Source organism: Terrabacter koreensis, assembly GCF_054783315.1.
Map to the genome: position 1 here is coordinate 569,372 of NZ_BAAGQU010000005.1, position 18,860 is coordinate 588,231.

Consider the following 18,860-nt stretch of genomic DNA (forward strand, 5'->3'; position numbering starts at 1 on the left):
GGAGGCCCGGCGTACGCGCTCGGCTCGGCCGACGCGTGCGCGTTCGGATCACGACACGGAAGCGGCCCCCTCACCCGGCTGGGTGAGGGGGCCGCTCCGTTGCGACGCCCGAGTCGTCGCGCTGACCGGTCAGCCTTTGACAGGTCAGCCGGCCGGTCAGCTGAAGGACGGGGTCATGAGGATGGGGCACGGGCCGTTCGTGCCCGGGTCGGCGCGGAGGCACCAGCCGCTGGTCGTGGCGGCCGACGGCACGGCGGAGGGAGCCGCGGACGCCGGGCTCACGGTGAACGCGACGGCGAGTGCGGCGGTGAGGGCGGCTGCGGAACGGATGACGACCTTCATGATGAACCCCTGGATCTCTTGCGCCCGGTCCCTGTCGACCAAGCGGTGATCGGAGGATAGACCTGGGGCCCTAACTAACCGCTAACAGCGAATTCGCCTCTGGGTAGGGCGGGCTCGGCAGCCTCAGCGCCTGAGGTGCCACGTGGAGGTCGGCCAGGATCGCGGTCGCCTCCGCATGGTCGGAAGCGGACGCCTCGGGCTCGTCCAGGCGGGCGGCGACCCACCCCCGGCGGGCCAGGTCGGCGGCGAGCTCGAGGGGGGTGCCGTCCCGTCGGCGGCCCGTGACGAGCCTCTGCGCATGGTCGGCGGCGCGTGCCCACTCCTGCTGGTGCGCGAGCACGTCGACTTCGAGACGCAGCACGTCGAGGTCGCCGCCGTCGCCCGCCCGCGCGTCGAGCTCGACCCGGGCCGCGTGCAGCTCCTGCAGGGCTTCCCGCACGTCGCCGAGGCCGAGGAGGGCCCGGGCCAGCGCGAGACGGCAGTGGGCGGCCCCGAGGTCGTCGCGGATGTCCGCCGCGACCCGTAGCGCCTCCTCGAGCACGCCCTTCGCCTCGTCGTACCGGCCGAGGTCGACGAGCCCCTCACCGCGCGAGGCCATCCAGATGCTCGCGTCGCGTCGCGACCCGGAACGCCGGGCCTCTGCGACCATGGCGGCGAGGTGGGGGTCTCCCTCGTCGGCGCGTCCGACGTTGCGCAGCACGATGCCCCGGTGCGCCTCGGCCCGGATGCGTCCGAGGCGGTCGCCTCGCAGCTCGGCGAAGGCGGCGGTGCGGGCGAAACCCTCGAGCGCCGCCTCGAAGCGGTGCAGCGCCATGGATGCCCACGCCGACTGCGAGAGGGCGCGCTGCTCGCCGTCCCGGTCGCCGATGCGCCGCGCGATGGCCAGCGCTTCGGCGGCGACGTCGGGCAGCTCGACGTCCCGGTGCACCTGGCCGAGCACGGCGAAACGGGCTCCGAGCAGGTCCAGGCGCTGGCGGTCGCTTGATGGGGTCCGGCCCTCGGCTGCCCTCGACTCGAGGGCAGCGCGCAGCACCCGCTCGCGGTCGTCGTCGTAGGCACGCACCGTGAGGAAGCTCCGGATCGCGAGCGCCAGGCGGCCCGCGAGGTCGGGGTCACCGAGGCGGGCGGCGACGGTCACCGCCTCGACGAGGTTGAGCCGCTCGGACTCGAACCACTCGGCGGGGGCCGAGACCGCGTCCATGGCGCCGTCGCCCTGCGGCTCCGGCAGCGCGTCCGAGGCGCCGTCGAGGCGTGGCCCGGCAGCGGCCGCGAGCTGCAGCCACGCCTCGCCGAGGTCGAGCCGCAGCACGGCGACGGACGCCGGCGCCTCCTCGGCCTCGAGGTACTCGGCTGCCAGCTCCGAGACCAGGCTGTGCACGCGGTAGCGCGGCTGCCCGGCGGCGTCGCGGCCCGTGGGCTCGACGAGGTGACGGTCGACCAGCTCGTCGAGGGCGTGGTGCGCCTCGATCTCGCGCGTCACGTCCTTGAGGAGCCGGCGCGCGACCCACGCGGGCCAGTCCGCGCTCGGAGCGAGCGCCAGCCGCCGGAAGAGGGTGCGCGCCGGCCCCGGCAGGTCCTCGACCGAGAGCGCGATGCTGGCCCGCACGTCGATGTCGCCGGCCGACAGCTCGTCGAGACGGGTGTGCTCGTGGGTGAGGCGGTCCCTCAGCTCGGGCAGGGCGAGGGTCGGGTTGGTGGCGAGCTTCGAGCCCGCGACGCACAGCGCCAGGGGCAGGTGCCCGCAGAGGGCCGAGATGTCGACGAGGGCGTCGGGAGCGTCGACCTCTCGCTCGGGACCGGCCAGCTCGGTCAGCAGCGCCAGGCTCGCCTCCTCCGTCAGCGGCTGCACGGTGTGCCGGCGCACGCCGACGAGACCGGCTAGGCGGCTGCGGGAGGTGACGATGGCCCCGGCGCCCGGTGAGGTCGGCAGCAGGGGCCGCACCTGCGACTCGGTGCTGGCGCCGTCGATGACGGTGAGGATGCGCTTGCCCGCGATGGTGGTGCGGTAGAGCGCGATGCGGTCCTCGCGGCCGGCCGGGATCGAGGGGCCGTCGACGCCGAGCGCCCTGAGGAACCGCGCGGCGACGTGGTGGGGGTCGATGGCGCCGGTCGGGTCGTCGCTGAGGGCGGCGTAGAGCGTGCCGTCGGGGTAGGCGTCGGCGAGGGCGTGGCCCGCGGTCACCGCCAAGGCCGTCTTGCCCACCCCGCCGACGCCCACGAGGACGACGAGTGCCGGGGGCGCGGCGGCCCGGGAGGCCAGGGCGACAGGCGAGCGGGACCCGCCGGCGACGTCCGGCACCCGCGGGGCGAGGCGGGCGAGGACCGCCCCGAGCAGGGCCTCCCTGCCGACGAGGGTCCAGGTGGGTGCCGGGAGCTCGCGCGGGACGACGCGACGCCGTGACGACGTCGCGCCCAGTGGGCTGCCGTCGAGGATCTGGGTGTTGAGGTCGGCGAGGGTCTGGCTGGGTGGCACCCCGAGCTCGTCGATGAAGCGGCGGCGGAGCCGGAGGTAGGCGTCGCTGGCCTCGGAGCGGCGGCCGGTGGCGGCGAGTGCGCGGAGCCGGTGCTCGTGGAGGCGCTCGTTCCACGGGTCGTCCTCGAGCTGGGCCGCCGCGGTCGCGAGCACCTCCTCGTGCCGGCCGAGCTGGGCGAGGGAGTCGACGAGCAGGTCGACGGCGGCGATGCGCTCGTCGCGCAGGGCCTGCTGGAGGCTCTCGGTGGAGGAGTCGGCCGCCGGGGCGACATCGCCCAGGGCGGTGCCGCGCCACAGGGCCACGGCGCGTTCGAGGTGCCGCACGACGGTGGCCGGCTGGTCGCTGCCCTCCAGCGCGCGGGCCTCGGCCACCTCGCGCCGGAACTCGGCGAGGTCGAGGGTGTGGTCGCCCATCCGCAGCTCGTAGCCGAACGGGCGGGTCGTCACCAGGCCGCGGTCGTGACCGGCCAGGCGGCGGCGCAGGCCCGCGATGAGGTTCTGCAGCTGCTGTCTCGCCGTCGGCGGGGGCTCGTCCCACAGGCCGTCGATGAGCCGCTCTGCCGGAACGAGACGGTCGGCGCCGACGAGCAGCGTCGCCAGCACGAAGCGTTCGCGGGCGCTGCCGAGCCGCAGGAGCGCGCCGTCGTCGGCGACGACCTCCATGGGCCCGAGCAAGCGAAACTGCACAGGGCATTGATACCGGAACGACGGCGCCACGTCGCCACGGAGCGCAGGCACCTGCTGCCCCGGCGTCCCCACCGGTCGTGGTGGAGGATGGATCCCGGGGCAGCAGGTGCTGCGTTCGTGCCGGAGGACGCGACCGCGCGGAGTCGCCCCTGTACGACTCGCGCGGACAGGGCAACTGTGGCCGGCCCCGCTAACAAGTCGCTAACACGTCGCTGACGAGGACCGGCTGACCGTGGGAGCCCCCGTCGCCGGGGACCCCACGGCCGGCCGTCACTTGTGCCAGTAGTACGCGGCACCGCCGTTGTTGGCGGCGTGCGTCGTCGGGTCGTACGAGTGCTCGCCGACGATCTCGTAGCCGACCCAGTTCGAGTCGACCACGCGGATGGTGGCGCCCGCCGGGTCGCCCGTCACGATCGCGGTGTGGATGCCGCGCGTGTGGGTGGAGTCGGTCTCCTGGATGATGTCGCCGGGCACGACGTCGGCCTTGGCCACGCGGTGGTAGCCGGCGTCGATGTAGGCCTGGTAGTAGCCGGTGCCGAGGTTGTTGGCGTGGGTCTCGTTGTACATCCTCTGGACGAACGCCTTGCACTGGCCGCCCCACTCGCCGATGTGGCTGCGGGCGTGCTCGACGATGGCCGGCGCCGCGACGGCGGTCGTGGCGCTCATCGGCATGAAGGACGCCGCGGAGGCGGTGAGGACGGTGGCGGCCGCGGCGCGGCGCAGGATGGCGGTGTTGAGCTTCATGGTGGTCTCCTGGATCCCTGTGGTGGGTGCTGGAAGTGGTGGGCCGGCGACCGGGTGACCGGTCGGTGATCCATCGAGGAGACCGTCGCGAAGTGTCCTAACAAGCCACTAACCGTGGCGGGATGCACTCCGGCGCAAGGTGTTTCCCGGCCGGCACTCGGGCCGGGGCTCGGGCTAGACGTCGAGCTTGTGAGGACCGGGTCCGAGGTCCGCCTGCCAGTCGGCGGTGTTGTTGAGGGCGCAGGTCGTCAGGCTGAGACAGCCGCACCCGATGCAGCCGTCGAGGTCGTCGCGCAGCTTCTCGATGCGCCGGATCTGCTCGTCGAGGCGCGCCCGCCAGGCGCGCGAGAGCCGAGCCCAGTCGCGGGCCGTCGGGGTGCGCTGCTCGGGCAGCGTCGCCAGGGCGGCGCCGATCTCGTCGAGCGAAAGACCCACCCGCTGCGCGGCGCGGATGAAGGAGACGCGGCGGATGGTGGCCCGCTCGTAGCGGCGCTGGTTGCCGGTCGTGCGGACCGCCGTGATGAGCCCGAGGTCCTCCCAGTAGCGAAGGGCCGAGGTGGCCGCGCCCGTGCGCTGGGCCACCTCGCCGATCGTCAGGGCCGACATCTCAGGCGATCCTCGCCTCGGGCAGCCGGGAGACGATCTCGGTGACGGTCTCGTCGGGGGTCTGCTGCGAGCTGTCGAGCCACAGCCCGATGTGCGGCGTCTCGGCGCGCACCTTGAGGTCGAAGTCGCGGATCGACCACAGGTCGCCGTAGCCCACCTTGCTGCGCTCGGACTCGCGGCGCATGACCGTGCCGACGTCGGGAGCGAGCATCACGAGGCTGAGGGGCCGGGCCGAGACCTGCTCGAGGAAGGGCATGAGGCTGGCGCCGACGAAGAGGTCCTGCACCACGACGGTGAAGCCCGCCTCGGCGTACACGTCGGCGGTGCGCGCCGTGATGCGGTGCCGCAGGGCGAGCTGGCGCTCGGCCTCGGGGTCACCGTGGGGTGACATGTCGACGCGCCCGCGCACCACGACGCGGCGGAACTCGTCGCCGCGCAGGTGCACAGCACGGGTGAAGCGCTCCGCAAGGAGCTGGGACACGGTCGACTTGCCTGCGGCCATCACGCCAGTGACGACGATGACCTGCGGGATGTCGACGTCGGTGTGGAGGGACCGGTCGCTCACAGACCACAACCCTAGGGGGCGGTGGGCGAAATGTCGCCGGACCTCAGGTGAAGTTCAGGTCGAGTGCCCGGTTTCCCCGTCGGGAACCGGGCACTAGACCGGGACCCGCAGTCGAGTGCCCAGTTCCTCGCGTCTTTCAGGCGTACGCCTCGACCTCGTCGGGGGTGGCCCGCCGGACGACGACGCGCGTCCACGCGCCGACGTAGAGGCGGTCGTCGTCGTCGAGCTCGGTCTTGGGCCCGACGGAGATCGCGCGGTCGGGCAGAGGGCCGGAGGCGGGCCCGACGAAGGTGCCGTTGGAGCTGCCGAGGTCCTCGACGAACCAGCGCGACCCGTCGGTCGTCAGCTGCGCGTGCCGCCGGCTCACGCCCGGGTCTGAGGAGAGGTCGATCTCTGGGTGGGTGTTGCGGCTCGTGGAGACCCGGCCGAGCAGCACGCTGCGGTGACGCAGCGGCATGATCGTCGGCAGGCCGGGCGACGGGCACGGGTCGTCGGCCTCCTGCGTCTGGTACCAGTCGGGGTCGACCCACACCTCGGCGAGCCACTCGAACGCGGCCCCGCCGGCGCCGGCCTCGGCCGAGGATCCTTCGGCCCCAGCGGTGCCCGCCGCAGACGCGGCGGCACTCGCACGGGCTGCGGCGGCTCCTTCGAGGGTGACTGGCTCGTTGTCGGGCTGGGTGTCGTCGAGGTCGCCCGGCCCGGCGGCGGGGTCGCGCGGCATCGCTCCGGTCGTGAAGTCGTAGCCGCAGGCCTCGCAGAAGAGGGCTCCGTCGGGGTTCTCGGTGGCGCAGTTCGGGCACTCGAGCGACGTCGGCGCGGCCTCGGCCGGCGCGGCCTCGGCCGGCGCGGTCTCGGCCGGGGCACCCGCTGAGCCGGACGGCATACCTGCTGGGTCGAGGTCCAGCGACGAGCGCGACCCACCCGCGCCGGCGGCTGCACCGGACCCGGAGGCGGCCGGAGAGCCGCCCGCGCCGGCGGCGGGCTGGGCGCTCGCGTCGATGGGGGAACCGCAGGTGTCGCAGTAGTCCTCGGCCTCGGAGGTGTGCCCGTTGGGGCAGACCGCGCTCACCGGCGCACCCGGCTCGTCTTCGTCGAGGCCGTGTCGAGCGACATCTCGTCGATCTTCGACGCCCCCTTCTTCAGCCGCACCGTGCCGGTGTCGGCGTCGTCGATGTCGACGACCTTGCGCAGGCGCGAGGTCATCTCGTCGTTGCCGGTCATCCCGGCCAGCTGCACCGCACGCCCGAGCTTCGAGGTGGCAACGTCGTCCTGGCCGGCGGCCTTCGCGGCCAGCCCCTCCTGGATCACCGTGGCGAGCTCGGCCTGGCCCGTGTAGGCGGCGACCGCCGGGTCGATGCGCGTCGTCAGCGAGTCGTCGTTGCTCCACTTGGCCTTGACGAGAGCCTGCGCGACGGGGTCGCCGCCGAGGGAGAACTGCACCCGGGCCGCGAGCTGCTCCTGGCCGAGCGTGCGCGCCGGCAGACGCACGGCGACGTGGTAGTCGCGGCTCTCGTCGGACCATGCGCCGGTCGGGTAGGCGCCGGTGAGCGGGTTGACGACGGTGCGCCGCGAGGTGAGGTCCTCGAGGGTCGGAGACACCTGCTTGACGAAGAGCAGCTCGGCGCCCTGCGGCACCCACACCCGCAGCTCGGAGCTGGCGATGCCGCGCGACATCGAGGCGCGCATCATCGACCGGAACTCGGCGGCCATCTCCTCGGGCGCCGGGATGAGGTCGACCGTGCCGAGAAGGGCCGAGGCGATGCCGCGCACCTCGTCGACACGCCACTGGTCGCCCACGCCGCGGCAGTCGCACTGGAAGGCCCCGACGCAGCTGCGGACCGCGGCCTGCAGCGACGCCGGTGTCTCGCCCTCGTTGACGCCGTCGGTGAGCAGGATCGCGTGGCGCTTGGTCACGTGCGGGACGGTCTCGAAGATCTGCCGCGCGAGCGTGAGCCACGTGCCCATCGCCGTGCCGCCGTTGGCGCGCAGCCCCTCGATGGCCCGGTTGGCCTCGCCGCGCGTGTGCGACGACATCGGCACGAGCGCGCCCTGGTGGCTGTAGGGGTAGATGATCTGGGCGGTGCCGTTGCCCGACACGATCGAGAAGAGCGTGCCGTCGACGATCTCGGCGAGGGCGGCCTTGGCGGCCTCACCGGCGGCCGCGACCCCGCGCCGGCCCATCGAGCCCGACGTGTCGATGAGGATCACCTCGGCCGCCGAGCCGGGGTCGGCCAGACCGACCGCGCCGGCGCCGGACGCACCCGCGGAGGCGCCGGTCGAGGTCACGCGGACGATGGCGTGCACGTCGGTGCCGCCGTCGGGCAGGAACTCGTTCTGGAACACCTCTGCCGTGAAGTCAGCCATCGATCGGGTCCCCTTCCATCGGCGCCGCGGCAGCGGTCGCCTCGCTCGTGGTCGATCCTCGCCCAGCCAGTCTGGCGAGGGCAACCGTGATGTTGTCGCGTCCACCCTGCTCGTTCGCGAAGTCGACGAGTGCCTGGGCCAGCGCCGTCGGGGTGGGAGTGGCGGTGGTGCCGGCGGCCGAGCTGGCGTTGATGGCCCTCGTGGCCGGGTCCCCGGCACCCGACTCGTAGGCGGCAGACTCGTCGGCACCCGACTCGTGGGCACCGGACTGCTGCAGGCGCGCGGCCGCCTCGCGCAGCAGCGTGCGCAGGTCCTCGGCCTCGGAGCAGTAGTTCCACAGCCCGTCGGAACAGACCATGAGCCACCCCGGCGTGGCCTGCAGCGTCGTCAGGTGCGGGGTGAGGTCGTCGGGAGCGTCCTTGCCGAGCCAGCGCGTGATCGAGTGCGCGTGCGGGCCGTTCTCCGCCTCGACCCGGGGCACGCCCGCCACCATCTGCTCCTGGGCGAACGAGTCGTCGCGGCCGAGCTGCAATGCGGGCTGCTCCGACGCGTCGGGCAGCCAGTAGACGCGGCTGTCGCCGACGTTGCCGGCGACGACGACGTCGTCCTCGACGACGGCGGCGGCGATCGTGCAGGACGGGGGGTTGGGCACGTCTTCGTGGACGCACTCGGCGACGGCCTCGTTGGCGCTCGCGACGGCGACGGTGAGGGCGCGGCCCGCGGCAGCGGCCCACGCGTCCGGGGTGCCCACTCCCTTCGGGAAGGGCTGGTCGAGCACCGATCTCGCCGCCTTGGCGGCCGCGAGCGAGGCGATGTGCGAGTCCGTCGCCATCGAGACGCCGTCGCAGACCACGAGCACGGCCCGGGAGCCGGGTGCCTCGGTAGCGCTGAGCGACATGGCGTCCTCGTTGCGGGCGTGGCGCCGACCGATGTCGCACACCCCACCGACCCAGGCCGCGGGCGCCTCGGCGAAGTGGTCGCGCGGGTCGGGCGGTGGGGATCCGCACTGGTCGCAGTAGCCGTCGACGATGTGGCCCTGGCCGCACACGCGACAGAGCAGGTCGTCGTCGGCCGGAGCGGGCGGCACGACGGCCGACGGCACGGCGCCGGTCCAGCCGACGTCGAGCGGCGACTCCTCGCCCGCCGGGGCGGTCTGCGGCGTCGCCGACGCGAGCAGCGTGCCGTCGGAGACGGCGGTGCCGTCAGCGGCAGCCCCTCCGGCAAGGTCGCCGGCGGTGCCTGCCGGGAAGGCGGGAGCGTTGAGGACGACCAGGTCGGCGCCGCACGCCTCGCAGAAGCTCGACTCGGCCGGGTTGGCGGTGCCGCACGCGCGGCAGGTGCGTGAGGGCGCCTGCGTGGCCGGGGCCGTCGCCTCGGGCTGGGGGGATCCCGTCGTCGGGGTGTCGGTCACCAGAGGCTCCAGGGTCGGATGGCGTTCGCCTCGTCGACGAGGGGCACGCGCTCGGAAAGGTCGGGGGTGCGCTTGGCCAGCTCGCGCAGGGCGTCCTCGAGCCCGAGTCGCAGGCCGTGCGGGGTGCCCTTGTGGGTGCCGAGGCGGATGTCGGCCTTGTTGCCGGTCTTCTCCACCGTCTCGAGCGCCTCACGGTAGATGAGCGTCGTGAGCTCGGCCCGCCGCCGCGCCGAGAGCGAGGTGTCGTCGAGCGTGCGCAGCGCCTCGGCCAGGTCGGGGAGCCCGCGGTTGGCCTTGGTGAGCAGCTCGGCGAGGCCCGCTCGCGCCGTGCGGTAGGCGCTCGACTGCGGGGGCACGAGCCGGTACGCCGACACGGCGCCGTCGACGTCGGAGCGGGCCGCTCGGATGCGGGCGAGCCCGAAGGCGGCCATCGGCACGTAGGTCGCGTCGGTGCGGGCGCAGGCGACGTAGAGGTTCTCGGCGACGGCGTCGTCGCCGGCCTGCTCGCACGCCTGGGCGAGCGCGAGCTTGGGGGCGAGCTCGCCGGGCACCTGCCCGTAGACGGCGTTGAAGGCCGCCTGCGCCGCGCGGGCGTCGCCACGCTCGAGGGCGGCGAGGCCCTGGATCCAGACGGCGCGCCACTCCCACGGGTCGGCGGTGAGCAGCTCGCCCGCGGTGGCCTCGGCGACGTCGCGCTTGCCCGCCTCGAGGGCGGTGCGGCCGCGCTCGAGCAACACCTCGGTCGAGCTCTTCGGCGGGTTCATGAGTCGGTCGAGGCGCTCGGTCGGCGTGCCGTTGACGGTCTGCAGCCAGCCCACGAGCGCGTCGTGCGGGTCGCGGCGCAGGGCCGGGAGGTTGCGCCAGTCGTCGGGCTCGACGCCGGGCGTCGGCACGTCGAAGAGCAGCGAGCTGACCGTGGTGGAGGCCGCGCCCGACCCGCGGTCGAGCGCCACGACCTCGCGCAGCACACCGACCATCTGAGACCGCAGCTCGTCGGCGGAGACGAAGCGGTCGTCGCGGTTCGGTGCGCAGGCCTTGGCGACGAGCCGGTAGAAGGAGTCGTAGCGCTGGAAGACCGGCACGGTGTCCTGCGCGGGCAGCGTGTTGAGGTAGGTCGTCTGGTAGCCCCGGAACTCCATCGTCAGCACGACGAGCGTGCGGCCGATCGTGTAGATGTCGGACGCGACCGAGACCCCGAGCTCGGCGACCTCAGGGGCCTGGTAGCCGACGGTGCCGAAGATCGCGGAGTCCTCGTCGTCGGCCCGGCGCACGCCGCCGAGGTCGATGAGCTTCACCTCGTCGCCGACCTGGATGATGTTGTCGGGCTTGAAGTCGCAGTAGACGAGCCCGAGGTCGTGGAGGTACTGGAACGCCGGGAGGATCTCGAGCAGGTAGGCGAGGGCCTGGTCGACGGGCAGCGGATCGTACCTGCCGGCGGCCTGCAGTCGCTGCTTGAGGATCGACTTGAGCGACGTGCCACCGACGTACTCCATGACGATGTAGCCGGCGTCGTCGTGGGTGACGAAGTTGTAGATCTCGACGATGCTCGGGTGCGACACCTGGGCGAGGAACCGCTGCTCGGCGATCGCCGCGGCGAGCGCGTCGGGGTCGGCCGAGTTGAGCAGGCCCTTGAGCACGACCCACCGGTCGGACACGTTCTTGTCACGCGCGAGGTAGATCCAGCCGAGACCGCCGTGGGCGAGGCAGCCCGCCACTTCGTACTGCCCGGCGACGAGGTCACCGGCCTTGAGCTTCGGGTCGAACGAGAACGGGTGGCGGCACTTGGCGCAGAAACCGGTCGTGCGACCGGGCTTGCCGTCGCGGCCGCGGCCGACGGGCTCGCCGCACTTGGGGCAGAAGCGCTTGTTCTCGGGGACGGTGGGGTCCTTGAGGAGGGCCTTCCCAGCGTCGATCTCGGGCGCCGGGCGGACGGTCGTGATGCCGCCGCCGAGTCGGGCCGAGCGCAGCCGCTGCGAACCACTGGTGCGACGCGTCGCGACCGAACCGGACTCGCGGGCGCGCTTGGAGCCCAGCGCTGCCGAGGCGAGGTTGCTCGAGGCCGCCGAGCGGGTGGACATCTCGGGCCCGACCCCGGCGGTCCCGTTGCCGCCGTTGCTGCCGCCACCGTTGGTCCCGCCGGGCTCGGGGGTCGGAGGACCGGCGTACGCGGCGACGCCCTGCTGGTCGGCCGGGGTGCCGCAGACGTTGCAGTAGCCGGCCTCGATGGTCCCCGAGCAGCCCGGCTGCTGGCACGCGCCGCCCTCGGGGATGCCGGGGCCGCCGGGGAGGGAGCTGGACGGGGCCGGGGGGACGGGCAGCGACGCCCCGCCCGTTCCGGCCGAGCCAGTCGCCCCTCCGGTGGGTGCGGTGGCACTGCTTGCCGCGCTGCTCGAGGCGGCGGCGAGGGGCGCCGGAGTCGAGCCGGCGGCCATGCCGCAGACGTCGCAGTAGCCGTCGACGACGGTGCCGGAGCAGCCGGGCTGGGTGCACTTCATGGGCGAGGCCTCTGCGTTCGGGGTGCGGACGGGCGGGCGGCGGGTCGGGTCGTCGACCTGCTGCCGGGTCGGGTCACGGCTCTCGTCGCGGCGTCGACGTACGCCTGGTAGGCCGCCGCGAGCGCACGCGCGCGCCCGAGGGGGAGCGGCTTCGTCGCGAGCGTCTCGTCGAGGCGGGCGCGCAGGTCGGCGACGTCGGCCTGCACCTCCGGTCCGAGCGTCGCGGCTGCGGCCGCGGCCATGGCACCGACGGCGCCGGCGAGACCGACGACCTCGTCGCGCTCGGCGAGCCCGGCGGCATACCTCTCGTGGGCGAGGTCGAGCGCCCGCGACACCCGCTCGAGCTTGTCGCGGTAGGCCGCGAGCTCGGCCGCCGCCTGCGGCACGGGCCCCAGCGCGCGCACGTTGGGGATGGCCAGGTGCGGCGCGGGGGTGATGGCCTCGAGGCACGCCCGCTCGAGGGCGCGGATCGCCGCGGCTCGGGCGTCGAGCTCCTCGACCTGCTGCTGCGTGCGCACCCGGCTGCGGGCGGCGGAGGCCCGCTCGGCCGCGGCGACGATGAGGTCGCGCTCGAGGGTGGCGACCTCGATCTCGAGGGGCCCGATGATGCCCCCGACGTCGGCGCCGCGGCGGGCTCGGTCGACGAGGTCGTCCATGCGTCGGTCGAGCCGGGCGAGCTTCTCGCTCGCGTCGTCTCGCTGCGATCCCGCCGGCACGAGCGGGATCTGGTCGCGCGTGCGCTCGATCCCCGCGCGCACCAGAGTGATCCGCTGGGTCGCCTCGGCGGCTCCGGGAGCCAGCGACGCGCGGGCCTGGAGGGTGCGGGTGAGCGAGTCGAGCAGCCGGCACGCCTCGGGCAGGCTCACGGCGAGCGACCCGCTCGAGGGCAGCGACAGGTGCTCGGTCGTGTTGGAGTCGAGACGTCCGTGGATGAGCGTGGAGAGCCGCTCGGCCTCGACCGGCCCGACACGACCGCCGTCGAAGGTCGTCTCGAGCAGGGTGAGCCGGTCGCTGACGGCCTTCCAGAAGGTGAGGGCCACGGTGAGGTCGTTGGTGATGGCGACCTGCTCGGCCTGCGAGAGCTTGAGCACGGCGCGGTCGACCTCGCCGAGGTCGGCGCGGCGCTGGGCCACCCACTCGCGCAGGGCGCCCAGGTAGGTCTGGGCCTCGGGCGCCTGGACGGGCACGCCGAGCCGCCCGGGCGCCGCGGGCGCGACGACACCGGGGTCGGGATGCTGCTGGGGCACTGCCGTCATCGCCCGTAGACCGGGGTCGGGGGTGCGGGCGCCGGGCCGAGCGGGGCGGCCAACCAGCGGTTGTAGATCGCCTTCCACTCGCCGTCGGCCTCGAGGTCGGCGATGACCCGGTTGACGTAGCGCGTTAGGTACGTGTCGGCCTTGTTGAACCCGAGGCCGTACGGCTCGGCCGTGATGGCCTTGGCCTTCGTGATGACGGTGTTGGGGTCCTGGGCGGCCAGGCCCGCCAGCACGGTGTCGTCGCCGGTGATGGCGTCGGCCTTGCCCTGCTGGAACAGCACGAGGCAGCCCGTGTGGTTCGGCGCCGTGACGACCTCGGGGCCGCCGCTGCTCTGCGCGGCGACCTGCTGGAGCTTGGTCAGGGACGTCGTGCCGGTGGGCGCGCACACCTTCTTGCCCTTGAGGTCGGCCAGCCCGAGGTTCGCCGCGTTGGGGAGGTTCTTGCCGACGAGGACCTTCTGGCCGGAACGGTAGTACTCCGCGGAGAAGGCGATGTCGTTCCACCGGGCGCAGGTCATCGACATGTTGCGGGCGACCATGTCGACCTGCTTCGACTGCAGCAGCGGCAACCGTTCGGCGGCCGTGATGACGCGGAACTGCACCTTGCTCGGGTCGCCGAAGATCGCCTTCGCGACCGCCTTCGACATGTCGATGTCGAAGCCCTCGAGCGAGCTCGTGAACGGGTCGCGGGCGCCGAAGAGGTAGGTGTCGGCCGAGACCCCGACGGTGAGGTAGCCCTTGGTGTAGAGGTCGCGCATCTTCTGGTCCGTGATCTCGGCGCGACTCGGCAGGCTCGGCAGCGGGTCGTAGGACTGGGTCGCGTTCGAGCAGGTCGGGGCGCTCGTCGCCGGCGCGGCCGTGGTCGGCTTCGCCGCCACCGGGGCCGGGAGCGGGGTCTCCGCGTAGGTGACGCCCGAGCAGCCGGCGAGGGCGGCGATGCCCACGACGGTCGCCAGGGCGCCGGTGCGACGGCGCCAGCCCTGCGTGCTCATCGGTACTCCTCGATCCGCTGGCCGACTCCCCGCACGATGAGCCACGACGCGACGAGCGCGGCGAGGGCGACGAGGACGGCGTAGAGGGGGGCGCTGCCGCCGAGGCCCTGCAGCGTGCTGACGGTGGCCTTCGCAGCCGTGTCTCGGGCCTGGGCGACGCGCTGGTCGAACTCGTCGAACGTGCCGGCGGCCCCGGCGGCGGTGGTGTTGGTCGAGGCCTTCACGGCGTCGTCCCACCGACCACCGTCGTCGAGCTTGCGCACCTGCTCGTGGGCGACGACGTAGGCGGCCCACAGGCCTCTCAGCTCGGCCCCGTCGCGTATGCCGTCCAGACCCTTCTCGACGGCGTCGCGGTCGGCCTTCCACGAGGCCTCGTTCGAGGCGCCCGAGCCGCGGCGGATGAGCGTCAGGCTCTCGTTGGACCGTGCGTCGTTGGCGGCGGTCGTGACGTTCGCGAGCGAGACGGCCTGCTGGAAGTTCCCTCGCGACACGTCGGCCGTCGCGGTGCCGATGCCGCTGATCTGCGTCGCCGCGACGAAGAGCGCGACGAGCAGCAGGACGATGGCGCCGCTCAGCGAGCGGTTGAGGTAGCGGTGCGTGCGGCGGGCGAGCCACACGGCGAGGGCGACCAGCCCGATGACCGAGACGACGCCGACGAGCAGCTGCAGGCTCGAGTTGCTGCGCTCGAACTCCTTGCGGGAACGGTCCTCGTTGGCCTTGACGATCTGCGTGACGATCGGGATCGCGTCGGCCCGCAGCCCGGCGCTGGCCTGAGTGAGGTACTGGGCGCCCACGGGCAGCCCGAGGCGGTTGTTGGAGCGGGCCTGCTCGACGAGGGCGGCATACGCCTGGACCTTGACGGAGAGGGCACCGAGGGCGTTGCCGTCGGCCGGCTGGGCGGCGGCGGCCTTCGCGAGGCTGGTGGCCACGCGCGAGAGGGCCTGCTCGTACCTCAGCCGCGAGTCGGCGGACTCGAGGCCGCCGACGAGGAAGGCGTTGGTGGCGACGGCGTCGGCGCGGAGCAGGTCGACGTGGATCGACTGGACGCGGACGACCTGCTCGGTGTTGTTGGCCGCCCGCTCGACCGCGGCCTGCGAGGCGAGCAGGGCGTTCGCGCTGATCGCGCCGAGGAGGACGGCGGCCAGGACGCCGAGGAGCCCGAAGAGCCGCATCCGTCCGGGGGTGCCGTGCAGCAGGCGGCTCGCGAGCGACCGGGCACTGGGCAGGCTGCCGGCGATGGTGCGGGGCTGCGGCTGCTGGCCGCCGGACGTGCCGGACGCCGCTCCGGCCGTGACAGCGACGGGGATGTTCGTCGTCGGTGCGGTCATGCGGTGTCCTCGTCGCTGTGGTGGTGCTCGTCGTCCGAGGCTGCCTCATCGACGGCCGTGGGACCATCAGGGTCCTCCCTGACCGGCACCGGGTCGGTCCCCGAGCTCTCGGGCTCCTCGTCGGGTTCGTCGTCCGGCTGGTCGGTGAAGTCGCCTGCGGTGAGTAGACGCAGGTCGTCGCGCGTCGGCTCCGTCGCGTCCTTGAGTCGCCAGGCGTGGCGGCCGACGGCGTGCTCGAAGAGGTTGCGCGAGAAGCGGCCGTTCCCGAAGGCCGGCGTGCGCGGGGACGCCTGGAAGATGTGGCGGACACGCTCGTGCGCGTCGTCGGTCAGCTCGTAGTCGCTGCCCCCGGCGATGGAGTCGAGGATCGCGAGCAGCTCGTCGTCGGAGTAGTCGTCGAACTCGATCGTCGTCGTGAAGCGGCTCGCGAGCCCGGGGTTCTGGGCGATGAAGCCGACCATCGGGTCGGGGTAGCCGGCGACGATGACGACGAGGTCCTCGCGGTGGTCCTCCATCTCCTTGACGAGGGTGTTGACCGCCTCCTGGGCGTACTGGTCACCGGTGAGGGCGTACGCCTCATCGATGAAGAGCACGCCGCCGACGGCCTTGGCGCACACCTCCGCGGTCTTGAGCGCGGTCTGGCCGACGTAGCCGGCGACGAGCTCGCTGCGGTCGACCTCGACGAGCTGGCCCTTCGGCAACAGCCCCAGCGCCTTGTAGATGGCGCCGACGAGGCGGGCCACCGTGGTCTTCCCCGTGCCGGGGTTGCCGACGAAGATGAGGTGTCGACTCATCTTCGGGGCCTTGAGGCCGGCCTCGGTGCGCATCTTCTCGACGGTGAGCAGGGCCACCTGGCGGTGGATCTCCTTCTTGACCCGCTCGAGCCCGATCATCGCGTCGAGCTCGGCGAGCAGCTCCTCGACCGACTTCTCGGGCTCGGCCGGCTGCTCCGGCTCGGGCTCGGGCGCCGCGGGCTGCGCCTCGGCCACGGTGCCGTCAGTCGGGTTCCCTTGTGCGGCAGACGGGTCCATCGGGCCGGGAACGGTGGGTCGCATCGTGTCGGGCGAGCCGAGTCCGAAGCCGGGCACCCCGGAAAGGCCGGGTATGCCGGCTAGCTCGGCACCGGGGAACGCCGGGACCCCGTGCGTCGGCACCCGTGCGGCAGCGAGGTAGGCGCCCGACGCGGCCGACGCGTTCGCGATGACCCAGATCGGGGCGGTGCCGAGCATGACGGCCGACGACGCGACCTCGGTCAGCGCCTCGGCGTACTCGTCGGCGAGGTCGTGGCGGGAGGCGACGAGCGTGTCGAGCAGGTCGGTGGGTGCGGCGCGCCACCGGCGTCCGCGCGAGGCGGCGTCGAAGAAGACCTCGTTGATGCGGGCGAGGTCGGTGAGACCCGGGTGGGCGACCTCGGCCCACGCGGTGGCGGCACCGGGCACCGCCTCGGCGAGGGCGGCCGCCACCCGGAGCCCCTCGTCGCGCGCGGCGGCAGGGTCGAGCCCGGCCTCGGCCGCGACGTCTGTCAGCTGCTGCAGGCTCTCGGCGAGACGGGACTCGTCAGTACTCATGACTGCTCATGACTGCTCATGCGTCGTGCATCCTCACTCGGGGGGCGCCAGTGGAGCGGGCGACGGTGTGCCGGGAGCGGGTGGCGGCGCGACCTGGACGGGGTCGGGCCCGAGGCCGAGCACCCCGCCGGCCGAGGCGTGGCCGAACTTCTCCTCGAGGAAGGCCCCGTGGATGATGATCGCCTCGGCGTCGGCGCGGTTCACGGCGTCGTAGACCTTGTCCATCGTCGTGCCGAGCAGGTCGAGCTGGTCGACGAGCAGCATCACCGAGCTCTTGCCGGCAGCGATGGGGCGGGTGTCGGCCCAGTCGCGCGGCAGCCGCAGGTAGTTGCCGATGGCGACGGGCAGGTAGTCGGTGACCGTCGCCATGACGCTGAAGCCCTGGCTGCTGCCGAGACCGAGGTTGTCGAGCCGGGGGAGGGCCTGGCGCACGATGCGGGTGACGCGCAGCAGCCGGGAGAGCACGACGCCCGGCACCTTGCCGTCACGGGCCTGCTGCTCGATCAGCGCGAGCGCCTCGAGCAGCTGCTCCGTGGTCGGCGGCCCCGGGCGCGCGGGCTCGGGTGCCTCGGGCTCGCCCAACCCGAACCACGACCGGATTCCCACTGCGTTGTCCCCTCTGGTGTCCGCGGGGCCGACCGCTGGTCGGCCCCGCACATCCTGCAGCACGGGCCGCTCGTCGGCGACCCTGCTCACCTCACCGGCGCGTCACGCGCCGTCCACCCGTCTCTCGTGTGCCGTCGGACCCCTCTCAGCCCAGTGAGCTCACCGCCCCGACCCGAGGTCGAGCAGGCCGGGCGCGGAGTTCTCGGTGCGGCGGGCGTCCTGCTTGGCGACCCGGTCGAGGTAGCTGCGCGACTTGGCGACCTCGGTCTCGAGCGTGCCGATGGTGGCGGCCATGTTGTCGAGGGCCCGCACCTTGAACTGGTCGATGGTGTCCATCGTCTCGTAGATGTTGGCGAAGGCCTTCTGCAGGGACTCGATCGACAGGGTCGAGCTCGCCGACTGCTCCTGGATGCGGGCCGAGTTCTGCTTGAGAGCCTCGGACGTGCGCTCGATGATGCCGGACGTCGTCGTGTTGAGGGCCGTGATCTGGTCGAGCACGAGCTGCTGGTTGTTGAGCGCCTGGGCCACGATGACGGCGGTGCGCAGGGCCGACACGGTGGTCGTCGTGGCTCGGTCGACGCCCTTGATGAGCTCGATGTTGTTCTTGATGATGATGTCGATGGCCAGGTAGTTCTGGATCGAGACCGCGAGCTGCGTCAGCAGGTCCTGGTGCTTCTGGCGCACGTAGAAGAGGACGTCCTCGCGCAGCGCCTTGGCCCGCTCGGGGTCGCCGGCCTCGAGGGTCGCGACCTGGGCCGCGAGCTTGGCGTCGAGCTTCTCGGCGACGTAGACGTACTGGTTGAGCCGGCCCATCGACTCCCAGAGGTTCTTCTTCTCGAGGTTGAGGGCGACGTTGTCCTTGACGAGCTCGTCCTGGCCCGACTGGAGCGAGTGGAGGATGCCGTTGAGGTGGCTCTGCGCCGACTGGTACTTGCGGAAGTAGTCGGTGACCTTGTCGCCGAACGGGATCATGCCGAGGAACTTCTTCGCGCCCGTGGCCTGGCCGGGGTCGAGGTCCTCGACGGTGCGGCGCAGGTCCAGCAGGGTCTTGCCGACCTTCGAGTTGCCGGAGAGGCCCCCCTCGTTGAGCGCCTTGACCGGCATCTGGAGCATCCGGTTGCTCGACTCGGCGGCGAAGCGGACCTCGTCGTTGCCCATCGAGCGCACGTCGGCGGCCTTGTGCTCCCACTCGGGCGACCTCGCGGCGGCCTTGAGGAGGGAGTCGAGGTAGGTGTCGACCTTGGCGTCGAGCCCGGGCAGGGCCGCCTCGGGCACCGCCGGTGCCATCTTCGGGGCCGAGGTCGCGGCGACGGGCGCCGTGGGGGCCGGGGCGGTGAGGATGAACGCCTCGCCGGGCGGCGGCTCGAGCGGGGCCACCTGGGCGGGTGCGGCTGCCTGGGCGGCGGGCTGGTCAGTCATCTCC

General features: G+C 73.2%; 15 protein-coding genes. All 15 read right to left on the reverse strand.

Annotated features, from left to right (window positions below; translation table 11 throughout):
* Window positions 1–156: 156 nt before the first annotated feature.
* A complete protein-coding gene (locus ACYVNR_RS14890; protein ID WP_458803291.1) occupies window positions 157–342 on the reverse strand; it encodes a hypothetical protein in 186 nt (61 codons plus the stop codon).
* Between the two features lie 70 nt (window positions 343–412).
* The gene (locus ACYVNR_RS14895) at window positions 413–3,502 is read right to left on the reverse strand and encodes an AfsR/SARP family transcriptional regulator (protein WP_461048954.1); all 3,090 of its coding nucleotides are present in this window, start codon (window positions 3,500–3,502) and stop codon (window positions 413–415) included.
* A gap of 270 nt (window positions 3,503–3,772) precedes the next feature.
* Window positions 3,773–4,246: a CHAP domain-containing protein gene (locus ACYVNR_RS14900; RefSeq protein ID WP_045190631.1), complete on the reverse strand. Its 474-nt coding sequence runs from the start codon at window positions 4,244–4,246 to the stop codon at window positions 3,773–3,775.
* 174 nt (window positions 4,247–4,420) lie between these two features.
* Window positions 4,421–4,852, reverse strand: a complete 432-nt coding sequence (soxR, locus tag ACYVNR_RS14905) for a redox-sensitive transcriptional activator SoxR (protein ID WP_045190629.1) — start codon at window positions 4,850–4,852, stop codon at window positions 4,421–4,423.
* A 1-nt stretch (window position 4,853) separates the two neighbouring features.
* Window positions 4,854–5,417: an AAA family ATPase gene (locus tag ACYVNR_RS14910; protein ID WP_082080875.1), complete on the reverse strand. Its 564-nt coding sequence runs from the start codon at window positions 5,415–5,417 to the stop codon at window positions 4,854–4,856.
* A gap of 136 nt (window positions 5,418–5,553) precedes the next feature.
* Window positions 5,554–6,486 (reverse strand): FHA domain-containing protein, encoded by a 933-nt coding sequence (locus ACYVNR_RS14915; protein WP_461048957.1) that lies wholly within the window; start codon window positions 6,484–6,486, stop codon window positions 5,554–5,556.
* The gene (locus ACYVNR_RS14920; protein WP_461048959.1) at window positions 6,483–7,781 is read right to left on the reverse strand and encodes a VWA domain-containing protein; all 1,299 of its coding nucleotides are present in this window, start codon (window positions 7,779–7,781) and stop codon (window positions 6,483–6,485) included. Before ACYVNR_RS14920 ends, ACYVNR_RS14915 begins: the two co-directional genes overlap by 4 nt.
* Entirely contained in the window at window positions 7,774–9,192 is a 1,419-nt protein-coding gene (locus tag ACYVNR_RS14925; RefSeq protein WP_461048961.1) for a PP2C family protein-serine/threonine phosphatase, read from the reverse strand. The genes ACYVNR_RS14920 and ACYVNR_RS14925 overlap by 8 nt, the downstream gene beginning before the upstream one ends.
* Complete coding sequence (locus ACYVNR_RS14930) at window positions 9,189–11,687, reverse strand: serine/threonine-protein kinase (protein WP_461048963.1); 2,499 nt, start codon at window positions 11,685–11,687, stop codon at window positions 9,189–9,191. Before ACYVNR_RS14930 ends, ACYVNR_RS14925 begins: the two co-directional genes overlap by 4 nt.
* A complete protein-coding gene (locus tag ACYVNR_RS14935) occupies window positions 11,684–12,943 on the reverse strand; it encodes a hypothetical protein (RefSeq protein WP_045190622.1) in 1,260 nt (419 codons plus the stop codon). The genes ACYVNR_RS14930 and ACYVNR_RS14935 overlap by 4 nt, the downstream gene beginning before the upstream one ends.
* Complete coding sequence (locus ACYVNR_RS14940; protein ID WP_461048965.1) at window positions 12,940–13,935, reverse strand: glutamate ABC transporter substrate-binding protein; 996 nt, start codon at window positions 13,933–13,935, stop codon at window positions 12,940–12,942. Before ACYVNR_RS14940 ends, ACYVNR_RS14935 begins: the two co-directional genes overlap by 4 nt.
* Window positions 13,932–15,263 (reverse strand): hypothetical protein, encoded by a 1,332-nt coding sequence (locus ACYVNR_RS14945; RefSeq protein ID WP_461048967.1) that lies wholly within the window; start codon window positions 15,261–15,263, stop codon window positions 13,932–13,934. Before ACYVNR_RS14945 ends, ACYVNR_RS14940 begins: the two co-directional genes overlap by 4 nt.
* Window positions 15,260–16,831, reverse strand: a complete 1,572-nt coding sequence (locus tag ACYVNR_RS14950) for an AAA family ATPase (protein ID WP_461048969.1) — start codon at window positions 16,829–16,831, stop codon at window positions 15,260–15,262. The genes ACYVNR_RS14945 and ACYVNR_RS14950 overlap by 4 nt, the downstream gene beginning before the upstream one ends.
* A gap of 33 nt (window positions 16,832–16,864) precedes the next feature.
* A complete protein-coding gene (locus ACYVNR_RS14955; protein WP_045190617.1) occupies window positions 16,865–17,437 on the reverse strand; it encodes a hypothetical protein in 573 nt (190 codons plus the stop codon).
* A 159-nt stretch (window positions 17,438–17,596) separates the two neighbouring features.
* Window positions 17,597–18,856, reverse strand: coding sequence for a toxic anion resistance protein (locus ACYVNR_RS14960; RefSeq protein ID WP_045190615.1), 1,260 nt, complete (start codon window positions 18,854–18,856; stop codon window positions 17,597–17,599).
* Window positions 18,857–18,860: the final 4 nt, after the last annotated feature.